The 17,200-nt window shown below is 55.2% G+C and carries 19 protein-coding genes and 1 tRNA gene; 18 read left to right on the top strand and 2 right to left on the bottom strand.

What is annotated here, in order from left to right; all coding sequences use genetic code 11:
- Positions 1–5 precede the first annotated feature (5 nt).
- A complete protein-coding gene (locus GT003_RS18570; RefSeq protein ID WP_161700520.1) occupies positions 6–635 on the bottom strand; it encodes a YfbR-like 5'-deoxynucleotidase in 630 nt (209 codons plus the stop codon).
- Positions 636–766: 131 nt separating this feature from the next.
- On the opposite strand from GT003_RS18570, the gene GT003_RS18565 reads away from it, so the two are divergent.
- From GT003_RS18565 to GT003_RS18555, 3 genes are all read left to right on the top strand, one after another.
- Positions 767–1,369, top strand: coding sequence for an ankyrin repeat domain-containing protein (locus GT003_RS18565; RefSeq protein WP_161700518.1), 603 nt, complete (start codon positions 767–769; stop codon positions 1,367–1,369).
- A 150-nt stretch (positions 1,370–1,519) separates the two neighbouring features.
- Entirely contained in the window at positions 1,520–1,780 is a 261-nt protein-coding gene (locus tag GT003_RS18560; protein WP_161700516.1) for a cold-shock protein, read from the top strand.
- 236 nt (positions 1,781–2,016) lie between these two features.
- Positions 2,017–2,865, top strand: coding sequence for a hypothetical protein (locus tag GT003_RS18555; RefSeq protein ID WP_161700514.1), 849 nt, complete (start codon positions 2,017–2,019; stop codon positions 2,863–2,865).
- Between the two features lie 60 nt (positions 2,866–2,925).
- On the opposite strand, the gene GT003_RS18550 is transcribed toward GT003_RS18555, so the two are convergent.
- Positions 2,926–3,321 (bottom strand): VOC family protein, encoded by a 396-nt coding sequence (locus tag GT003_RS18550; RefSeq protein WP_161700512.1) that lies wholly within the window; start codon positions 3,319–3,321, stop codon positions 2,926–2,928.
- Positions 3,322–3,513: 192 nt separating this feature from the next.
- Here GT003_RS18550 and GT003_RS18545 point away from each other — a divergent pair, with 192 nt between their 5' ends.
- From GT003_RS18545 to GT003_RS18475, 15 genes are all read left to right on the top strand, one after another.
- On the top strand, positions 3,514–3,735 hold the full coding sequence (locus GT003_RS18545; RefSeq protein ID WP_161700510.1) for a MerR family transcriptional regulator: 222 nt from the start codon (positions 3,514–3,516) through the stop codon (positions 3,733–3,735).
- Positions 3,736–3,843: 108 nt separating this feature from the next.
- On the top strand, positions 3,844–4,563 hold the full coding sequence (locus GT003_RS18540) for a PspA/IM30 family protein (protein WP_161700508.1): 720 nt from the start codon (positions 3,844–3,846) through the stop codon (positions 4,561–4,563).
- A complete protein-coding gene (locus GT003_RS18535) occupies positions 4,560–5,603 on the top strand; it encodes a TFIIB-type zinc ribbon-containing protein (RefSeq protein ID WP_338045975.1) in 1,044 nt (347 codons plus the stop codon). Before GT003_RS18540 ends, GT003_RS18535 begins: the two co-directional genes overlap by 4 nt.
- Positions 5,600–6,403 (top strand): TPM domain-containing protein, encoded by an 804-nt coding sequence (locus GT003_RS18530; protein ID WP_161700506.1) that lies wholly within the window; start codon positions 5,600–5,602, stop codon positions 6,401–6,403. The genes GT003_RS18535 and GT003_RS18530 overlap by 4 nt, the downstream gene beginning before the upstream one ends.
- Positions 6,404–6,459: 56 nt before the next feature.
- Positions 6,460–7,479 (top strand): SPFH domain-containing protein, encoded by a 1,020-nt coding sequence (locus GT003_RS18525; RefSeq protein ID WP_161700504.1) that lies wholly within the window; start codon positions 6,460–6,462, stop codon positions 7,477–7,479.
- Positions 7,480–7,778: 299 nt separating this feature from the next.
- On the top strand, positions 7,779–8,579 hold the full coding sequence (locus GT003_RS18520; RefSeq protein ID WP_161700502.1) for a hypothetical protein: 801 nt from the start codon (positions 7,779–7,781) through the stop codon (positions 8,577–8,579).
- A gap of 28 nt (positions 8,580–8,607) precedes the next feature.
- Positions 8,608–9,264, top strand: coding sequence for a M48 family metallopeptidase (locus GT003_RS18515; RefSeq protein WP_161700500.1), 657 nt, complete (start codon positions 8,608–8,610; stop codon positions 9,262–9,264).
- 293 nt (positions 9,265–9,557) lie between these two features.
- Positions 9,558–10,877: an ABC transporter substrate-binding protein gene (locus tag GT003_RS18510; RefSeq protein WP_161700498.1), complete on the top strand. Its 1,320-nt coding sequence runs from the start codon at positions 9,558–9,560 to the stop codon at positions 10,875–10,877.
- 79 nt (positions 10,878–10,956) lie between these two features.
- Entirely contained in the window at positions 10,957–11,886 is a 930-nt protein-coding gene (locus tag GT003_RS18505) for a carbohydrate ABC transporter permease (RefSeq protein WP_161700496.1), read from the top strand.
- Between the two features lies 1 nt (position 11,887).
- Complete coding sequence (locus GT003_RS18500) at positions 11,888–12,715, top strand: carbohydrate ABC transporter permease (RefSeq protein WP_161700494.1); 828 nt, start codon at positions 11,888–11,890, stop codon at positions 12,713–12,715.
- Between the two features lie 34 nt (positions 12,716–12,749).
- The gene (locus tag GT003_RS18495) at positions 12,750–13,925 is read left to right on the top strand and encodes a trans-sulfuration enzyme family protein (RefSeq protein WP_161700492.1); all 1,176 of its coding nucleotides are present in this window, start codon (positions 12,750–12,752) and stop codon (positions 13,923–13,925) included.
- A 44-nt stretch (positions 13,926–13,969) separates the two neighbouring features.
- Positions 13,970–14,647, top strand: coding sequence for a FadR/GntR family transcriptional regulator (locus tag GT003_RS18490; protein ID WP_338045976.1), 678 nt, complete (start codon positions 13,970–13,972; stop codon positions 14,645–14,647).
- 192 nt (positions 14,648–14,839) lie between these two features.
- A complete protein-coding gene (locus GT003_RS18485) occupies positions 14,840–15,961 on the top strand; it encodes a macro domain-containing protein (RefSeq protein WP_161700490.1) in 1,122 nt (373 codons plus the stop codon).
- A gap of 156 nt (positions 15,962–16,117) precedes the next feature.
- Positions 16,118–16,792, top strand: a complete 675-nt coding sequence (locus GT003_RS18480) for a vWA domain-containing protein (RefSeq protein WP_161700488.1) — start codon at positions 16,118–16,120, stop codon at positions 16,790–16,792.
- Positions 16,793–16,977: 185 nt separating this feature from the next.
- Positions 16,978–17,049: transfer RNA gene (locus GT003_RS18475), tRNA-Lys, on the top strand.
- Positions 17,050–17,200 lie beyond the last annotated feature (151 nt).

The following is a 17,200-nucleotide window of genomic DNA, read 5'->3' as shown; positions in this document are numbered from 1 at the left end:
TCTTTTCAGGCCGCCAGTGCTTCTTCGGTTATTTGATGAATATCGATCGGGGATCTTGCGCCTTCGCTGACGAGGTCGGGGAGGATATGCTGCAGGAAGTAATCGACGCAATGAAGCTTGATTTGTTTGATTTTGATCAACGCGGACCGGTACATCACGATAAATTCTTTCTCCGTGTTGCCGGCTCGGAGCTCGGCGAAGGCTTCGTAGATTTGGTCCATTTTATCGGCGACTTCCAGGATTTGACCTTCTACGGACTGGTCTTTGCCCTCGCGCAGCTGTCTGCGGAAGATCGATTTGAACGTCTCCGGAATATGCTCGTCGATAAAGTGGGCGACCATGCCCTCCTCCACTTGCTGCAGCATCGCGCGGAGCTCAAGCGAATAATGCTTCACGGGCGTCTTGATGTCCCCGATAAAAATCTCGCCGTAATCATGGCTGCTCGTGATCTCGTACAGCTTCTTCCAATCCACCGTCACGCCGTTGCTTTCTTCGATATCCGCCAAGGTCTTCGCATATTGAACGACTTTCCAGGAGTGGGCGGATACGCTGTGCTCTTGGAATTTGAACTTGCCCGGGCAGCGAATAATTCGTTCCAGGTCGGTTAACGACTGAAAATACGTATGAATTCCCATAGGCTGATTTCCTCTCTGCGGTGAGTAGTAGTAACAGGCACACCTCTAGTATAAGACGGAATTGTTAGTGGATCGTTAACTGCAGGCCGTCCGCAATATTTAGCAAAATTGGCGAAGAGGGGATGAGCAGGATGACCGACGATACGTATGATCGCAACGGCTATTTTGCCGCTATCGAGCGAGGCGATATGGCTTCGGTCAGAAGCTACTTGGAACGCGGAATAGACGTCAACCTGCAGAATGCCGCGAAGGAAACCGGAATCTGCAAAGCAGCGGATAGAAACGATATCGATATGGTGAAACTATTGTTGGACTTGGGTGCCGACGCGAACATGGCAAGCGATCAAATCGATAAGACGCCGATCATGATCGCGAGCGTACAGGGCAATGCCGATATGGTGCGGTTGTTGATCGAACGGGCGGATCCCGATATGACGATCGTCAACGGCTATGGCGGAACGGCGTTAATCCCGGCGTGCGAGAGAGGCCATGTCGAAGTGGTCCGATTATTGCTCGAACGAACGGATGTCCAAGTGGATCACGTGAACAAACTGGGCTGGACGGCCTTATTGGAGGCCGTCATCTTGTCGGACGGAGGCGTCAGGCAGCAAGAAATCATTAAGCTGCTGCTTGCGCACGGGGCAAATAGGCAAATCGCGGATCGGGATCGCATAACGCCGATCGAACATGCGGCAAGACGGGGATTTACAGAAATTGTAGCCCTTTTGTCTTAGAAAGAAGGCGTGTACCCTCGCTAATTCGGCGATTTTGTGTTATAATAAAGCTATCGTATTGAGACGAAATGTCACATTCCGAAAGGGACGCGAAGCATCCTTTTTGACATGTGGCTTTTTTTATGAAGTTACCATAGGGAGGACTTGCAGATGTATTTTTCCCGTAAGAGACCCATAGAGGATTATCCGGTTGAGATGACTGCCATTTGGTCGTGTACCAAGGAAGGCTGCAACGGTTGGCTCCGGGACAGTTTTTCATTCGAGGATGTTCCGACCTGCATGCAATGCAAGTCACCTATGCAAAAAGGCATGAAAGAGCTTCCGATTCTGCATGAGTCGACGCAAAGCCGCAACACGGCCGTGAAGAACATGAAAGCCAAGAGCAATCCGCCCGAGTCCGAATCCGAATAAGTTCGGGGACGATCGCCTTTACGAACACCTGACAACCAGAAGCGACAACATTAGATCGATACCATCAGAAGCAAAACCAACAGAAGGGACACCATGCCGGTGTCCTTTTTTGTTTTATAGGCCAATTTGCAGCAGCGTGTAACAATCGGGAGTTCCGCTTCGTTTACAGATATAGCAGTCCGATTGTATCGGTTATAGGGATAACCCGGTTAGGAATGGTTAGGAAAGGGATTGGGATGATGGCCAATTATAAGACGAGAGTGACCCGGCTTCTCATTGGCGCAGCGACCGTATCGATCATGCTGGCGGGCTGCTCCCCCGGGGGGCAGAGCGAGAAGTCCCCGCTCGCTGCAGAGAAAGAGCCCGGGCAATCGAACGTTGAGCGCTCGTCGGGGGCGGCAGACGAGGCTGGCGGATCCGAACGAGAGGCAGTTGCGGAGCCGGTTGCTTCGCTGCCGGAGAAGGACATTTATTTGTACCCCGGATTAAACGACGATCCGCGCTTGAGGATCGGCCAGAAGCAGCAAACGATGGATTGGACCTATGCGACGCCAAGGCAGATCCTGCCGGTGCTCCAGGCGGAAGACTATGACGGGGATGGGGAAGAGGAGCTCGCCGCCATCGTGGATATCGGGTCGGGTACGGGCGTTAGCCTGGAGGAACTGCATGTCGTCGAATACCAAGGCGAGAGCCCGCCTGCGGGGCAAAGCTTCGCCGATCATGAATTTCTCTCCGAGGATTACTTGGAACAGCTGGGCAAGCTGATGCAGATCAAGACGACGAATCGGAACGGGGAGCTGTTCGGCCAACTGGCCATCGGCAGTCGGCGCTACGAGGTGAGCTTCAAGAATTATCAGGCGGACTACGGCGAAGCGAAGATCAAGGATAAGCTCGGTTACGGCAGCATAATCTATTTTCAGGCCGAGCAGCATAAGCTGACGTTCTCGGCTGCGATCGGAATCGTAATCGCCGGGAACGCGCAGCCCGAGTATTTCGGGGATGTGGAGGCCGATGTCGCCTATGCTTCGGGCGGCAAGTTTAAGCTGGAGAATCTTCGGTTTCAACCGCATGAAGCCAGTTCATAACAACGAGAAGCCCGACCGCACGCGGCCGGGCTTTCGTCTGCGCCGAACGGGCGCGGCAATCTATTTGGCTTTCAAATCCGGCTGGTGAATGCCGAAGGTATTGCCTTCCGTGTCGATGTAATACCCTTGCCAGGCCATCCCCGGCAATGCGTATTTGGCCAAAGCGAGCTTGCCTCCATGCGCAAGGATTTTGGCTTCCGTCGCATCGTAGTCCCCGACGCCCAGGGTACAGGCATACCCGTTCAGAGGCTGGCCTTGCTGCGGGGAAGGGCCTTTGCGCTGCATCAGAGCGCCGTTGATTCCCATCGCGCCCGGGTCGCCCGTTATCGCTCCCCAATAAGGCATGCCGGCATAACCGCTCCAATCCTCGTAGGTCCACCCGAATACCTCTCCGTAAAACGCCTTGGCACGCTCCATATCGTCGACGTGAATTTCGAAATGCACGACTTTTCCCATCATGGCCTCCAGATTTTAGACTTCGATTTATGATGCTATTCGTATCATTACCTTTTCAAGGAAATCTAAAAACGCCTTCGGCATTCAAAGGAGTCGACCATTCCGGTTTAGGAGAAAACCCGGATTTCTGCTATACTAGAAGTATAAAGCCAAAAACGGACTGTCTACGAGCAGGAAAGGTTGCGCCGAACGATGCAAGCATTTGAAGACTGGAATCAGAAAGTAAAGAAGACCTTTAACGCGACAAGCAACGAAGTCGTCTTGACCGTTACGGAAGCAGGGAACATGCTGGGTCTGTCGAAAGATCAAATGAAGACCTATGCGGACAAGAACAGCCTTACCAAAGTGCCGATCATGAGAAGCGTTCACCGGTACCTTCTATTGAAGAGCGAGATCGAGGCGTTAGTGAAGTAATCCCAACTGTCGGGCATGAGAAGCCAGCCGAATTCGGCTGGCTTTTTCCCTTTTCGAAAGTAAGGTAGAATAGGACGTAATGGCAGGCTTTGGAAAGGGGAGCTCGTAATGGGAATGCTGGCAAGGTTCAGGGACGTAATGAAAGCCAATATGCACGGGTTGCTGGACAAGGCGGACGATCCGGAGAGGGCCGTGAACGCGTACATGCAGCGCTTGTCTAGCGATCTGGGCGGCGTGAAAGCGGAGACGGCTTCGGTGCTGCTCGAGGTGGACAGAGCCAGGCGGGCCTTGGACGAATGCAGGGCCGAGATCAAGAAGCTGCAGCGCTATGCCGAGAAGTCGGCGGAGTCGGGCGATGATGATCGGGCGCTCCAATTTTTGGCAGCCAAATCAAAGCAAACCGAGCAGCTTGACGAGCTGCAGGTCGCGCACGACCGTGCTTCGGCAAAAGCGGCGTTGATGAAACAGATGCAGGATAAGCTCGTGTCCGATCTGTCGCAGCTGGAAGCGCGGCATGCGGAGCTGAAGGGCAAGATGGCGGAAGCCAAGACGCAGCAGCACGTTAACGGCGGCAATCGGGCCGCGGACAAGGCGAGCGCTTCTTTCGACGCGTTGGAAGAGAAGGCGAACCAGGCGTTAAACGAAGCGATGGCGCTCGCCGAGCTTAGGGGCGGGACCGAGGAAGACGATTTGGACGCATTGATCGCGCAGGCGCAGCTTGCCAAGGAAGCGGAGGGCTCGGGAGGTCGACCGGGCAGCGCCGAGGCCGCTCCGATCAGCGCAGAAGAGGAGCTTGCGGCAATCAAAGAGAGATTAAGGTCGAGGTGAGCGGCGTGGAGGCGGTTATCGAGTATAAGTGTCCCAATTGCGGCAGCGGCATGGTTTTCGATGCGGCTGCGGGCACATTGTCCTGCCCCGGCTGCGGCCGGCAGGATAATATCGAGCAAATGATGGATCCGCTGAAGAGCCAGACGTTCACGGAACAGGACGTGAAGGAGTACCATTGCACCAGCTGCGGCGCCGTCATCGTGACCGAACCGGAGACCAGCGCGACCTCATGCAGCTTTTGCGGCTCGGCCGTGGTGCTGAGCGATCGTCTGTCCGGCCAGTTTGCTCCCGTGATGGTGATTCCCTTCACGATTGCCAAGGAAGCGGCGATGAAGGCGTTCAAGAAATGGTGCAGGAACGGCCTGCTTACGCCTCGCGGCTTCATGTCGGCGGACCGGGTTACGGGCATTACCGGAATCTATGTCCCCTTCTGGTTATACGATCTGCATAACGACATCGAGGTGCAGGCGCAGGGAACCAAGGTCAGGATCTATACGCAAGGCGACTACAGAATTACGGAGACGCAGCATTACAGCATCTATCGCAAGATTCAAGTGGACTACGTCCGGCTGCCGCTGGACGCCTCGGAGAAAATGAACGACGCGCTGATGGATAAACTGGAGCCGTTCCCGTACGATCAGCTGAAGGCATTCAAGACGCCTTATCTGGCCGGCTATCTGGCGGAGAAATACAGCTACGACGACGAACAGCTATTTCCGCGGGCCAAAGAAAAAACCAGTGCCTACGTCGACGCCTTTATTTCTTCGACCGTATCCGGCTATACGAACGTCAGCTACATCGACAAGCAAGTGGATACGACCATGAAGCGGGCCGATTACGTGCTCCTTCCCGTATGGATGGTGAGGTACAACTTTAACCGGGCGGAGTATACGTTCGCCATGAATGGCCAGACGGGCAAAGTCGTAGGCAAGCCTCCGATCAGCAAGGCGAAGGTAGCGGCATGGTTTGCGGGGATATCCGCCGTGTCCTTCGTGGCATTAAAGATCGTCTCCTGGACGATGGGAGGCGGGTTCCTATGAGAAGACCGTTTACGTTGCTCGCTGCCCTCTTGATGTTCGTCGTCTGCGCGGCAGCCTTGGCGATTCCCGGCCATTCGGAAGCGGCCGAAGCCGGGAGCGAGACGAAGAATCTGATCTACGATAAAGCCAATCTACTCACGCAGCAGGAGTGGGATGAACTGAATGCATTGGCGAATCGGTACGGGGCCAAGAGAGAGACGGACATTATTATTCTTACATCCACCAACGCGGAGAACCAAGACGTCCAGCTGAAGACGGAGAATTTCTACGACGACCAGGCACCAGGATACGACAAGCCCCACGGCAATGCCGTCATTCTGACGATGGACATGAGGAATCGGGAGGTGTACTTGGCCGGCTTCGGCAAGGCGGAAACCGCCCTCGACGACAGCAGGCTGGATAAGATTCGCAGCAAAATGACGCCGGATCTGACGCGCGCCGAATATGCGAAGGCCTTTGAAAGGTACATTACGCTTTCTTACACCTACATGGGGTATAAGCCCGGCGTAAATCCGGATAATATCTTGTTTGCCCTGTGGTTCCAACTGGGGGCGGCCTTAATCATTGGCGGAATTATCGTCACGGTCATGGTCTACCGTTCCGGCGGCCGGGTAACCGTGAGCGGAGCAACGTACGAGAATCGAGGCACGTCGGGCGTATTGGAGCATGCGGACCAGTATATCCGGACGACGGTGACCAAGACCAAGATTCCGAAGAACAACGGCAGTGGCTCCAGAGGGGGCGGCGGAGGGACCACCGGCGGAGGTTCCTCGCATAGCGGAAGCAGAGGTTCGTTTTAGTCAAACGATATCGCGCGAACGAGTCGAATACGGAACATAGAAGGGATGGGAATGACATGGGGCTTTTCGGGAATCAATTCGCAAACGTGGTGGAATGGGAAGAGTTCAGAGACGATATGATTTTCTGGAAGTGGAGCAACCAGGAGATCAAGAAGGGCAGCAAGCTTATTATCCGCGCCGGGCAGGATGCCGTCTTCTTGAATAACGGCAAGGTCGAGGGGGTCTTCAAGGACGAAGGCTCGTTCAATGTCGATTCGGACATTATTCCGTTCCTGTCGACGCTGAAAGGGTTTAAGTTCGGATTCAACAGCGGGATGCGGGTCGAGGTGCTGTTCGTGAACACGAAGGAGTTTACCGTTCGCTGGGGCACGCAGAGTCCGATCCTGATCCCGACGCCGCAGCTTCCGGGCGGCATGCCGATTCGCGCCAACGGCACGTTCAACTTCAAGGTGAGCGATTACATGGCCCTGATCGATCAGATCGCGGGGATCAAACAAAGCTACTTGGTCGAGGATGTCAAAATCCGGATGACGGCCGTGCTGGATCAGCTCTTGATGAAGTGGATCAGCCGAGAAGGCAAGGACATGTTCAATTTGCAGGCGAACGCCTTCGATATCGCGAATGGCATTCGCGAGGATCTGGACATGCAAATGATGGACATCGGCATCGCGATCACGGGCTTCCAGGTCATGAGCTTCAATTATCCGCAGGAAATCCAGGATATGATCACGAAGACCGCTTCGCATGAGATGATCGGCAATCTGCAGAAGTACCAGCAGGTGAGCATGACGGACGGCATTGCATCCGGTAAAGTGCACGGTGGCGGCGCTGCCGCGGATATGGCCGGCATGATGATGGGCATGAACATGGCCAATGAAATGATGAAGAACATGAACCGCGGTCAGGATTCCGGCGGCGGCGAGCAGCGGCAATCCGAGGCGGATAAAGGTGCGGCTTCAACGGCGCCGTCGCCTTCGTCCGCGGAAGGCGGCAAGAAGCCGAACTTCTGTCCCAACTGCGGAGCCAAGAACGAAGGAGCGAATTTCTGCCCGAACTGCGGTCAGAAGCTGGGTTAGGCGAAGTTCGGCAAGGCTGAGGGAAATAGGGGGATGTGCTCCCCTCGCGAGCATGCTGCTGCGAGGATACGCCGCACGAGCCTACCAAACTAAGCAAGCAACCCGACCTCGCTTGGTCGGGTTGCTTTTTGCTTCTCACGTTTGGCGGTTCGGCGGACATCGACTATACTTCAGATTAGGATTCATTATAAATAGCCGCTCTACTCTCATAAAATATCGGAGTGATCCGATGCTGAAAATAGTATCCCTCGAAACGGTAAAGAGCGACTTAAAGGCATTCATACGCAGCAATTCCGACCGTGGATTCTTGCCCTACGGCGCTTGCGATCGGGTTTGCGCTGCCATGGATACATTGCTGGAAGAATCGATTCGTCATCACGCACGGCATCATCGAGCACTTGGACGGACCGGAAGCGGCTAAGCGGTATCGAACAGAGCATCTGAACGTGCTGGATATCAGAGTGATCGCGGTGGATCGGGCATTGTCGGATCATCGATATGATGAGGCGAAGGAACTCTGCGAAGCGGCGCTCGAGCAGGATAAGCCTTATGGCAGGCCAACTCCATGGGCGAAGTATCTGGAACAAATCTATGGAGAGCTTGGCGACAAAGAAAAGCAGCTCGAGATGATTCTCCTGATTTTAAAGCGTGGCGAAAGCTCGTATTACTCCAAATTAAGGACTTTTTACGAGTCGGACGGGACATGGGAGCAGCGTAAATCAGGTGTGCTTGATGAATTATCGAAAGTTTACGCGGCGAGTCAATTTGCGGGGCTGCTTGGCGGCGCAGGCGAGTGGCCGCGGCTGTTGAATGTGGTGAAGGACAATGCGATATTCATTGAGCATTACGGCAAGCAGCTGGCTTCGAGGTTTCCGGCGGAAACGTATATGATTTACGAGCATTACATTATGAACGAAGCCGCGGCGGCAACCGAACGACGAAAGTATAAAGGCGTATGCAAGCTGCTCAAAAGCTATTACAATGCAGGGGCTAGGGAAGAAGCGATGGCATTGATCCGGCACTTGATTGAGAAGTACCCGCGCCGCCCCGCGATGTTGGACGAGCTTGAATCCTTAAGCCGAAGGCTGGTTAAGAAATGACAATCAAATGGATGGGCGTATGGAGATCATGAAGATTCAACTCGAGCACCGAATCATCGAATGCCATGTCGCTTACGGACCTGGACGCAAGATTACGATTCATATCAATCCGACCGGACTTATTACGGTGAAGGCGCCTAACGGAACGATCGACGAACGGATCGAATCCGCGGCGAGACAGCATGGGGAATGGATCGAGAAGCAGCTCCGCGCGATCGAGAGAGCCCGCGAAGCGCAGCAGATCAGAGAGTACGACGACGAGGAGCGCAAATTCCTCCACCTGGGCAAATACTGCTTGCTGAGCGAGTTGATCGACACGGCGGCAGCGGATGAAGAAGAGCTGCGGCAGCGGCTCAAGAAGTTTTATTTCGCAAGCTGCAAGAAGATCGTGTCGGAACGCATCCCGATGTATCAGAAGCAGCTGAAGGTAACGCCGAAGTCGATCGAGATCGTCGAGTCCATCACCAAATGGGGCAGCTGCAGCTCGAATAAGCAGTTAACCTTCAATTACCGCCTGGCGATGGCGCCGATCGAGGTGATCGATTATGTCATCGTGCATGAGCTGTGCCACCTTACGCATATGAACCATGACCGGTCCTTCTGGAGACGCGTCGGCAGCGTCATGCCGGACTACAAGGAGAAGGAAGCCTTCTTGGCGCGGTACGGGCAGGCGATGACGCTTTAATGGGCTTAACCTTATGGAGCTCGCCTTTCAATGCGAACGCAATAATTGACGTGAAAAACAGCAGACCGGAATCCCTTCGCATGGGGGTTCCGGTTTTTGTTGTTGATGCGATCGGCGCTGCCTGGCGATTAGTCGAATAAAAAATAAAATTCAAAAAAGCAAGAAAATGGGATTGAAATATAAAGCGCTTTCATTTACAATCTACCTATCAGACAGGCAGAGCATATGCTTGGATGATGAGTGTATGCGCGGCAGTCAGTTTGACGGCTTGTAAAAAAAAGGAGGCTATTTCAATGGCGGCAAAAAAAGAGAAAAAAATGTTGCTTGGCGCGGTTGCAGGCGTACTGCTCGTGGGTGTTCTGGCGGGCTGCGGCGACAACGGCAACGGGGGAAGCAACGAAGGCTCAGGAAAGAAAGTCACGCTTCGCATGATCGAGAGCTTGACGAGCCCGGCCCGCACGGCGGTGCTACAAGAGATGATTGCCAAGTTCGAAACAGCCAATCCGAATATCAAGGTCGACCTGATCTCTCCTCCTTTTGACCAAGCCGACAACAAGATCAAAACGATTCTTGGCGCCAAAGAAGAGCTCGACGTATTGGAAGTGCGTGATTCCACCATATCCGAGTTTTCCAATAACGGCTATCTGGAGTCGCTGAACGATTACGTGAAAAGCTGGCCGGATTACGCGACCGTCGTCGACGTTGCCAAATCGGTCGCCTCGCTGAACGATAACGTGTATTTCGTTACGAACGGCATGTATCAGCGTCAGATGTTCTACCGCAAAGACTGGTTCCAAGAGAAGGGCATCCAGCCGCCGACGAACTATGAAGAGATGGTGGCAGCCGCGATTAAGCTGACGGATCCGAGCAAGAACCGTTACGGTTTTTCGTTCCGGGGCGGAGCGGGCGCGAACGGCGTTCCGGACGCGATGATTCAAAACTACAACTTCGACAACATCGATCATGACGATTCGAACTTCCTGAAAGACGGCAAGTCGATGTACTCGACGCCGGAAGCGAAGCAAGCGCTTGATTTGTATGTGAAACTGTATAAAGAAGGCTCGCCGAAGGACTCGATCAACTGGGGTTATCAAGAGCAGGTTCAAGCGTTTACGTCCGGCGTAACCGGCATCCTGCTGCAGGATCCGGATGCGATCCCGTCCTTAATGGAGAAAATGGACGTCAACACGATCGGCACGGCTCCGATGCCGAAGGGTCCAAGCGGCAAGTCGTTCACGGCGACGGGCGGCGCCGGCTGGGGTATCGCCAAAAACTCCAAGCACAAGGACGAAGCATTCAAACTGATCGCGTTCCTGTCGAGTCCGGAACAAAATACGTACTTCGCCACGAAGACGGCACTGATTCCGATTCATACTTCGGCTAGCAAAGATCCATTCTTCCAAACGGACATGTACAAAACGCTGCTCGATATGGCCAGCAAGCCGGACGAGTTCGTGAACCTGAAAGCAAACACGAAATACCCGGGTATCGGCCAATGGGGCCAAGTCGCGATGGAAAGCGGCCAATCGCTGCTGCTCGGCAAAGCGACGGAAGAAGATACCCTCAAGAAATGGGATCAGTTCTGGGCGGACCAAAAAGCGAACCTGAAGTAGAACAGGCATGCAAGAAGGACGATGGGTGGCGTAAAGCCACCCATCGTTACCATTTCTCGCGTAAAAGGTGGTGCGGTTCATGAACGATGATCGGCCTTCCGTTATAGGGCGATTGCAGGCGAGCTTCCGCAATTCTCCGCGTGGATTCATCTTTTTCTGTTTGCTGCCCACGCTGGTTCTGATGCTGGTGTTTACATACTATCCCTTCTTCCGCGGCATCGTGATGGCCTTCCAGAACTATCAGCTCTTCGATCTGACCAACGTGCACTACATCGGCCTCGATAACTTCAAGAACATGTTCGAGGACGCCAAGTTCAAGTTTGCCGCCGTCAACAGCGTGTACTGGGTGTTCATCTCCCTGATCGCGCAATTCACGATCGGGTTGTCGGTGGCGCTGTTGTTAAACAAGCGGTTCCGCGGGCGCGGTTTTTTTCAGGGCTTTGTCTTCTATCCCTGGGCGTTGTCCGGATTCCTGATCGGCTTGATCTGGAAATGGATGTTCAACTCGCAGATCGGCGTCATCAACGATTTGCTGCTGCGAAGCGGCATTATTCATGAGCGAATCGGCTTCTTGTCGGATCCGAACTGGGCCATGGCATCGGTTATCATCGCGAACGTGTGGTACGGCATCGCGTTCTTCGCGATCATGCTGCTGGCCGCGCTGCAATCCGTGCCGTCGGAGCTGTACGAAGCGGGGAGCATGGACGGCGCGAACGGAGCGCGCAAGCTGTTGAACATTACGCTGCCCTACATCATGCCGACGGTCATCACGACGACCCTGCTGCGCGCGATCTGGATCTTCAACGATCCGTCGATCATCTACGGGCTCACGAACGGCGGGCCTGCCGGTTCGACGCATATCCTGTCCTCGCTGATGCTCGACAAAATCATGTACAGCGGCGATTACGGCGCGGCGTCTGCGATCGGCATTCTGATGATCGGCATCCTGCTGCTGTATACGATCTTCTACTTAACCGTGACCAGAGCCGCGAAATTGGGGGACTTCTAATATGCAGAGGCACCTATTCAAAGGATCGAAGGCCGTCTTCCTGGCGCTGTACTTAATCGTGATGGTGTTTCCGCTCTACTGGATCGTCATTACGTCGCTCAAACCGCAGAAAGAAATCTTCTCCTTCCCGCTGAAATATTGGCCCACCCATCTAACCTTCCAGAACTACATCAACATCATCAAGATATCCAAATTCCACATCTACATCTTCAATAGCCTGCTCATTTCGATCAGCGCGGCCTTGGTCGTCGTCGTTATCGCGGTTTTGAGCGCCTATGTGCTGGCTAGGTTCAAATTCCGCGCCCATAAGCATGTCATGCTGGGATTTTTCCTGACCCAGATGCTGCCCGGGTTCGTGGCGCTAGCGCCGCTTTACCTGCTGATGTCGCGGCTCGACTTGATCAATACGCGCGCTTCGCTGATCTTAATGTACACCGTAGGCTTGATTCCGTTCTCGACGATCCTGCTCAAAGGGTTCTTCGAACGAATCCCGTCCAGCCTGGAAGAGGCCGCGATGATCGACGGCTGCTCCCGCTTGTCGGCGCTTATTCGCGTCATCATGCCGGTGATGCTGAACGGAATCGCGGCAACGTTTATTTTCGCCTTCGTGCAGAACTGGAACGAGCTGTTCATGGCGGTGCTGTTCATCGATGACGAATCGTTGAAAACGCTTCCCGTCGCGATGAACTCGTTCGTGATGAAGTTCGACGTCGATTGGGGCGCGATGTCGGCCGGCACCGTGCTGTCCGTTCTCCCGACCATCGCGTTGTTCGCCATCGCGCAGCGCTTCATCGTCGAAGGTCTGACGCAGGGAGCCGTCAAAGGATAACCGGGCTCGTACAACGAGGAAAGGGGCATAAACGATGACCGAGAAGAACGACCGGGAATGGCAGTATACATCGGCAGCTCACGATGCCGTCGACGAACGGCATCACGGTTCGATTAATATGCCGATCTACCAAACCAGCCTGTTCGCCTTCGAGACGTACGATAAATTCACCGCGGCCGGGCAGAACCAACAGAACCTTCATGTGTATTCGCGGGGAAATAACCCGACGGTACGGTACCTGGAGGATAAGCTGGCCGAGCTGGAGCAAGCGGAGATGGCGAAGTGTTTCGCTTCGGGCATGGCTGCAATATCGGCAGCGATTCTCTCGACGGTAAGAACCGGCGATCATATCGTCTGCATGGATCAGGCATACGGACCGACGCGAATGCTCGTCACCCAGTACCTTCAGCGGTTCGGCATTGAATCGACGCTCGTGGACGGACGATCCATAGACAACATTCGCTCGGCGATTCGCCCGGAGACGAAGCTGCTCTATCTGGAAAGTCCGACCTCGGGGATGTTCCAGCTGCAGGACTTGAAGGCCTGCGCGGAGCTGGCGAGCAGCCGTGGCATCGTAACCATTATCGACAACTCCTGGGCGACGCCGGTATTCCAGCGGCCCTTGGAGCTGGGCATCGATCTCGTCGTTCATTCCTGCACGAAGTATATCTCCGGGCAGAGCGACAGCGTCGCCGGCGTCGTGCTGGGCTCCGAGCGTCTGGTCAGCCGGATTGCCGAGGATGAGTATATGCTGTTCGGCGGCATTATGACGGCTGCTACCGCGGCGCAGATTACCCGCTGCCTGCGGACGCTGCCGCTGCGGATGGAACGGCATGAGCGCAGTGCCCTGAAGGTCGCGAATCATATGCTCGGCCAGCCGTACGTGGCGGGAGTCAACCATCCCGCGCTGTCTTCGCATCCGCAGCACGAGCTGGGCTTGCGGCAAATGAACGGCTCGAGCGGGCTGTTCTCGTTCGAATCGACGGAGTCGACGGAGAAGATGCGGGAATGGGCAAGCCGGCTGAAGTATTTCAAAATCGGAGTCAGCTGGGGCGGCTTCGAGTCGCTCGTCACGGTTAACCCCGCCGGCGCAAGCTGCAGGGCGGGTGCCCGCAGCTTGATTCGCCTGCATATCGGACTGGAGAGCGCCGACGATTTGATCGACGACTTGGATCAGACCTGGGCAGCCGTGCAAGATCTGAATTTGTAACCTGGGAAGCGGATTGGATTCGCGCAAACGAGGAGTGATGCGATGTGGCTAAAATCCAAAGACAGTCGATGCCTGAACTGGTCTCGCAGGAAATTCAGAACTATATTGAAGAAAAAGAGCTTCAAGAAGGAGATCGGCTTCCATCGGTCGAGGCGATGACGCAGATGTTCGGCGTCGGCCGCTCTTCGCTCCGCGAAGCGCTGCGTTACCTGGAGGCAACCGACGTCATCACCGTATCCAACGGAAAAGGAATCTATGTCCGCGACGTGGGCACGTACCGGTTTGCCGGCAAGATCAAAATCGAAAAAGAAAAGCGTTTCCTGCTCTCGATTCTTGACGTGCGCCGGGCGCTGGAGGGCAAAGCGGTCGAATTGGCGGCGGAGCGGATCACGCCGGCGCAAATCGACGAATTGACGGCGTGCTTGCAAGAATACAAGCTGCTGAAGGAAGCGGGGAAATCGACCTCCCAAATCGACTTGGCCTTCCACCGCGGCGTGATGAAGGCGGCTTCCAACCCGATCCTCTACAGCGTGCTCGAGTCGATATCGGCCATGTACGAGCTGTTCTTCAACGAACCGCTCGGCGACCGTAAGCTGTTCGACGATACCTACGAATTTCACCATACGATGTTCGCGGGCATTGCGGCACGCGACCCGGAACGGGCCTTGGCCGAATTCAACAAGATGATGAATCGCATCGAGACGATCATCAGGGATTATTGAGCGGAATTTCCGCCCGGCCAGTGAATCAAGCCGAACGAAACCGAACCATTCAGCCGAAAGCCAGCCGTGAAGGCTGGCTTTTCTGTATTCCAACATGCAGGTATCGGAGTGCTTCCTGCGCCTTGAATAGAAACCGGAATTTGATAGACTAGAGGTACAAGAAAAGAACATTCCGAAGGAGCGAACATCATCATGCCGTTTACCATCGTCCGCAACGATATCACCGCGATGCATGTCGATGCCATCGTTAATGCCGCGAACACATCGCTCCAGATGGGCGGCGGCGTATGCGGCGCCATCTTCCGGGCGGCCGGCGCTCGCGAGCTGCAGCAGGCGTGCGAGAGGATCGGCGGCTGCGAAGCTGGCCAAGCCGTCGCCACTTCGGGCTTCAAACTGCCTGCGACTTACATCATCCACACCCCTGGCCCGGTCTGGCGCGGCGGCAGCAAGGGAGAAGAGACGCTCCTGCGAGACTGTTATGGGAACGCGCTCCGGCTTGCCGCACAGCTCGGCTGTGAATCCGTCGCATTTCCCTTGATCTCGTCAGGGTTGTACGGGTATCCGAAGGCGGAAGCGCTGCGCATCGCATCCGGCGCGATCCAGGACTTCCTGCTTGGCAGCGATATGGACGTGTATCTCGCCGTATTCGACAAGGCGGCGGTCGAGGTAAGCGAGCAGCTGCTCGGCAGCGTGGAAGCGTTCATCGACGAGCATTACGTAAGCGAAACGGAAATGGTATCGAAGCGCCGCAGTCTCCTGGACGCGGAGCGACGTGCCATTCATGACGACCGGGACGAAGGCCGTCATGAAGAGGAAGCTGAAGCCGTAGAGGAAGCTGAAGCCAGGGCGGAAGAGGTAGATGCCAGGACGGAAGATGCGGAAGCCAGAGCGGAAGCGGCTATGTCGCCGCCAATGGTGGCGGGGTACAGTTCGCTTTCGCCGTTGTCCAACTTAGAAGAAGTCATCGAGCGGTTGGACGAGCCGTTTGCCCTGACGCTCCTGCGGCTCATCGATGCCAAGGGCCGATCGGACGTCGAGGTGTACAAGCGCGCGAATATCGACCGCAAGCTGTTTTCCAAAATCCGCAGCAACAGCTCCTACATGCCGAGCAAGAAAACCGCCATCGCCCTGGCGGTCGCGCTCGCGCTCGACTTAGCCGAGACCGCGGACCTGCTGGAGCGCGCGGGTTACGCGCTGTCCCGCAGCCAGAAGTTCGACGTCATTATCGAATACTTCATCCTTCAGGGCCAATATGACTTATTCGCCATTAACGAGGTCCTGTTCCATTACGATCAGCCGCTTCTTGGCTCATGAATCCCGGCATGGCTAGCCGCTATCCGCATTCCATCGCGACTTCGCCGCCGTCTTGAGGACATCCGGAGTCCAATGTCGCTCCCGAAGCGACCTCTTCGTGTCTGCGCGGCGGTATCCTTAATTCAGATCGAACGATACTGAATGGAGGAACTTAACATGAACACGAACTTGACGGAACTGGTATTTATTTTGGACAAAAGCGGCTCGATGAGCGGGCTGGAGGCCGATACGATCGGCGGATACAACGCGATGCTGGCCAAACAGAAGGCCGTGGAGGGCGAGGCGCGCATCACGACGGTGCTGTTCGACAATAACTACGAGCTGCTGCATGACCGAATCGATCTGCGGGCCGTATCGACGATCAGCGGGAAGGAATACGCGGTTGGCGGCTCGACGGCGCTGCTCGATGCCATCGGCGCCACGATCAACAAGATCGGCAATGCCCAGAAGCATACAGCGGAGGCTTACCGGGCTGACAAAGTGCTGGTCGTCATTACGACGGACGGCATGGAGAATGCAAGCCGCGAATACGACTACGGCAGGATCAAAGCCATGATCGAGCGGCAAACGAGCAAGCATGGCTGGGAGTTTATCTTCCTCGGCGCGAATATCGACGCGCCTGAAGTAGCCGGACGCTTCGGGATTGCGCCAAGCCGGGCGCAGAACTATCACGCCGACAGCGAGGGAACGCAGCTCAATTACGCGGTCGTGGCCGATGCGATATCGGATTTCCGCAAGCGCGGCGCATTGGCGGAGAATTGGAGCCAGCCCATCGAAGCGGACTTCGCGGGCCGCGGCGGTAGCCGGAACGTCCGCAAACCGAGAGCCTAGCTAGCGGATGGGATGCAGGAATTGCGTATCGTGCGATTGGCTATAGAGCCGCTTCCGATCAAGGATGCGGTTCTATAGCCGCATGCGCTCGGCCCGAAGGTAAACCTGCAGCATGCCGGCAACAATCCGAATTTGCGGGACAGGTTGATAATTAATGTCATTTGTATTATAATACTGAGTATTGCAGGTCCGTAGCTCAATGGCAGAGCAACCGGCTCTTAACCGGTAGGTTGTGGGTTCGACCCCCACCGGGCCTATATGATTATCCGAGATCCCTCGCTAGCGGAGTTCCGCGGCGGGGGATTTTTTGTTCTTTACTATTTTTTCAAATCGGCCTTCGCAAGCCCATGCGAACCTGCGCGAACCCGTACTGAAGCGCGCGAACCCCCCGGCCTTGCCAGGTCGGGG

This window comes from Paenibacillus sacheonensis, assembly GCF_009909195.1.
Classification (GTDB): Bacteria; Bacillota; Bacilli; order Paenibacillales; family Paenibacillaceae; genus Paenibacillus_Z; species Paenibacillus_Z sacheonensis.
This window is presented reverse-complemented; position numbering and strand designations above follow the sequence as displayed.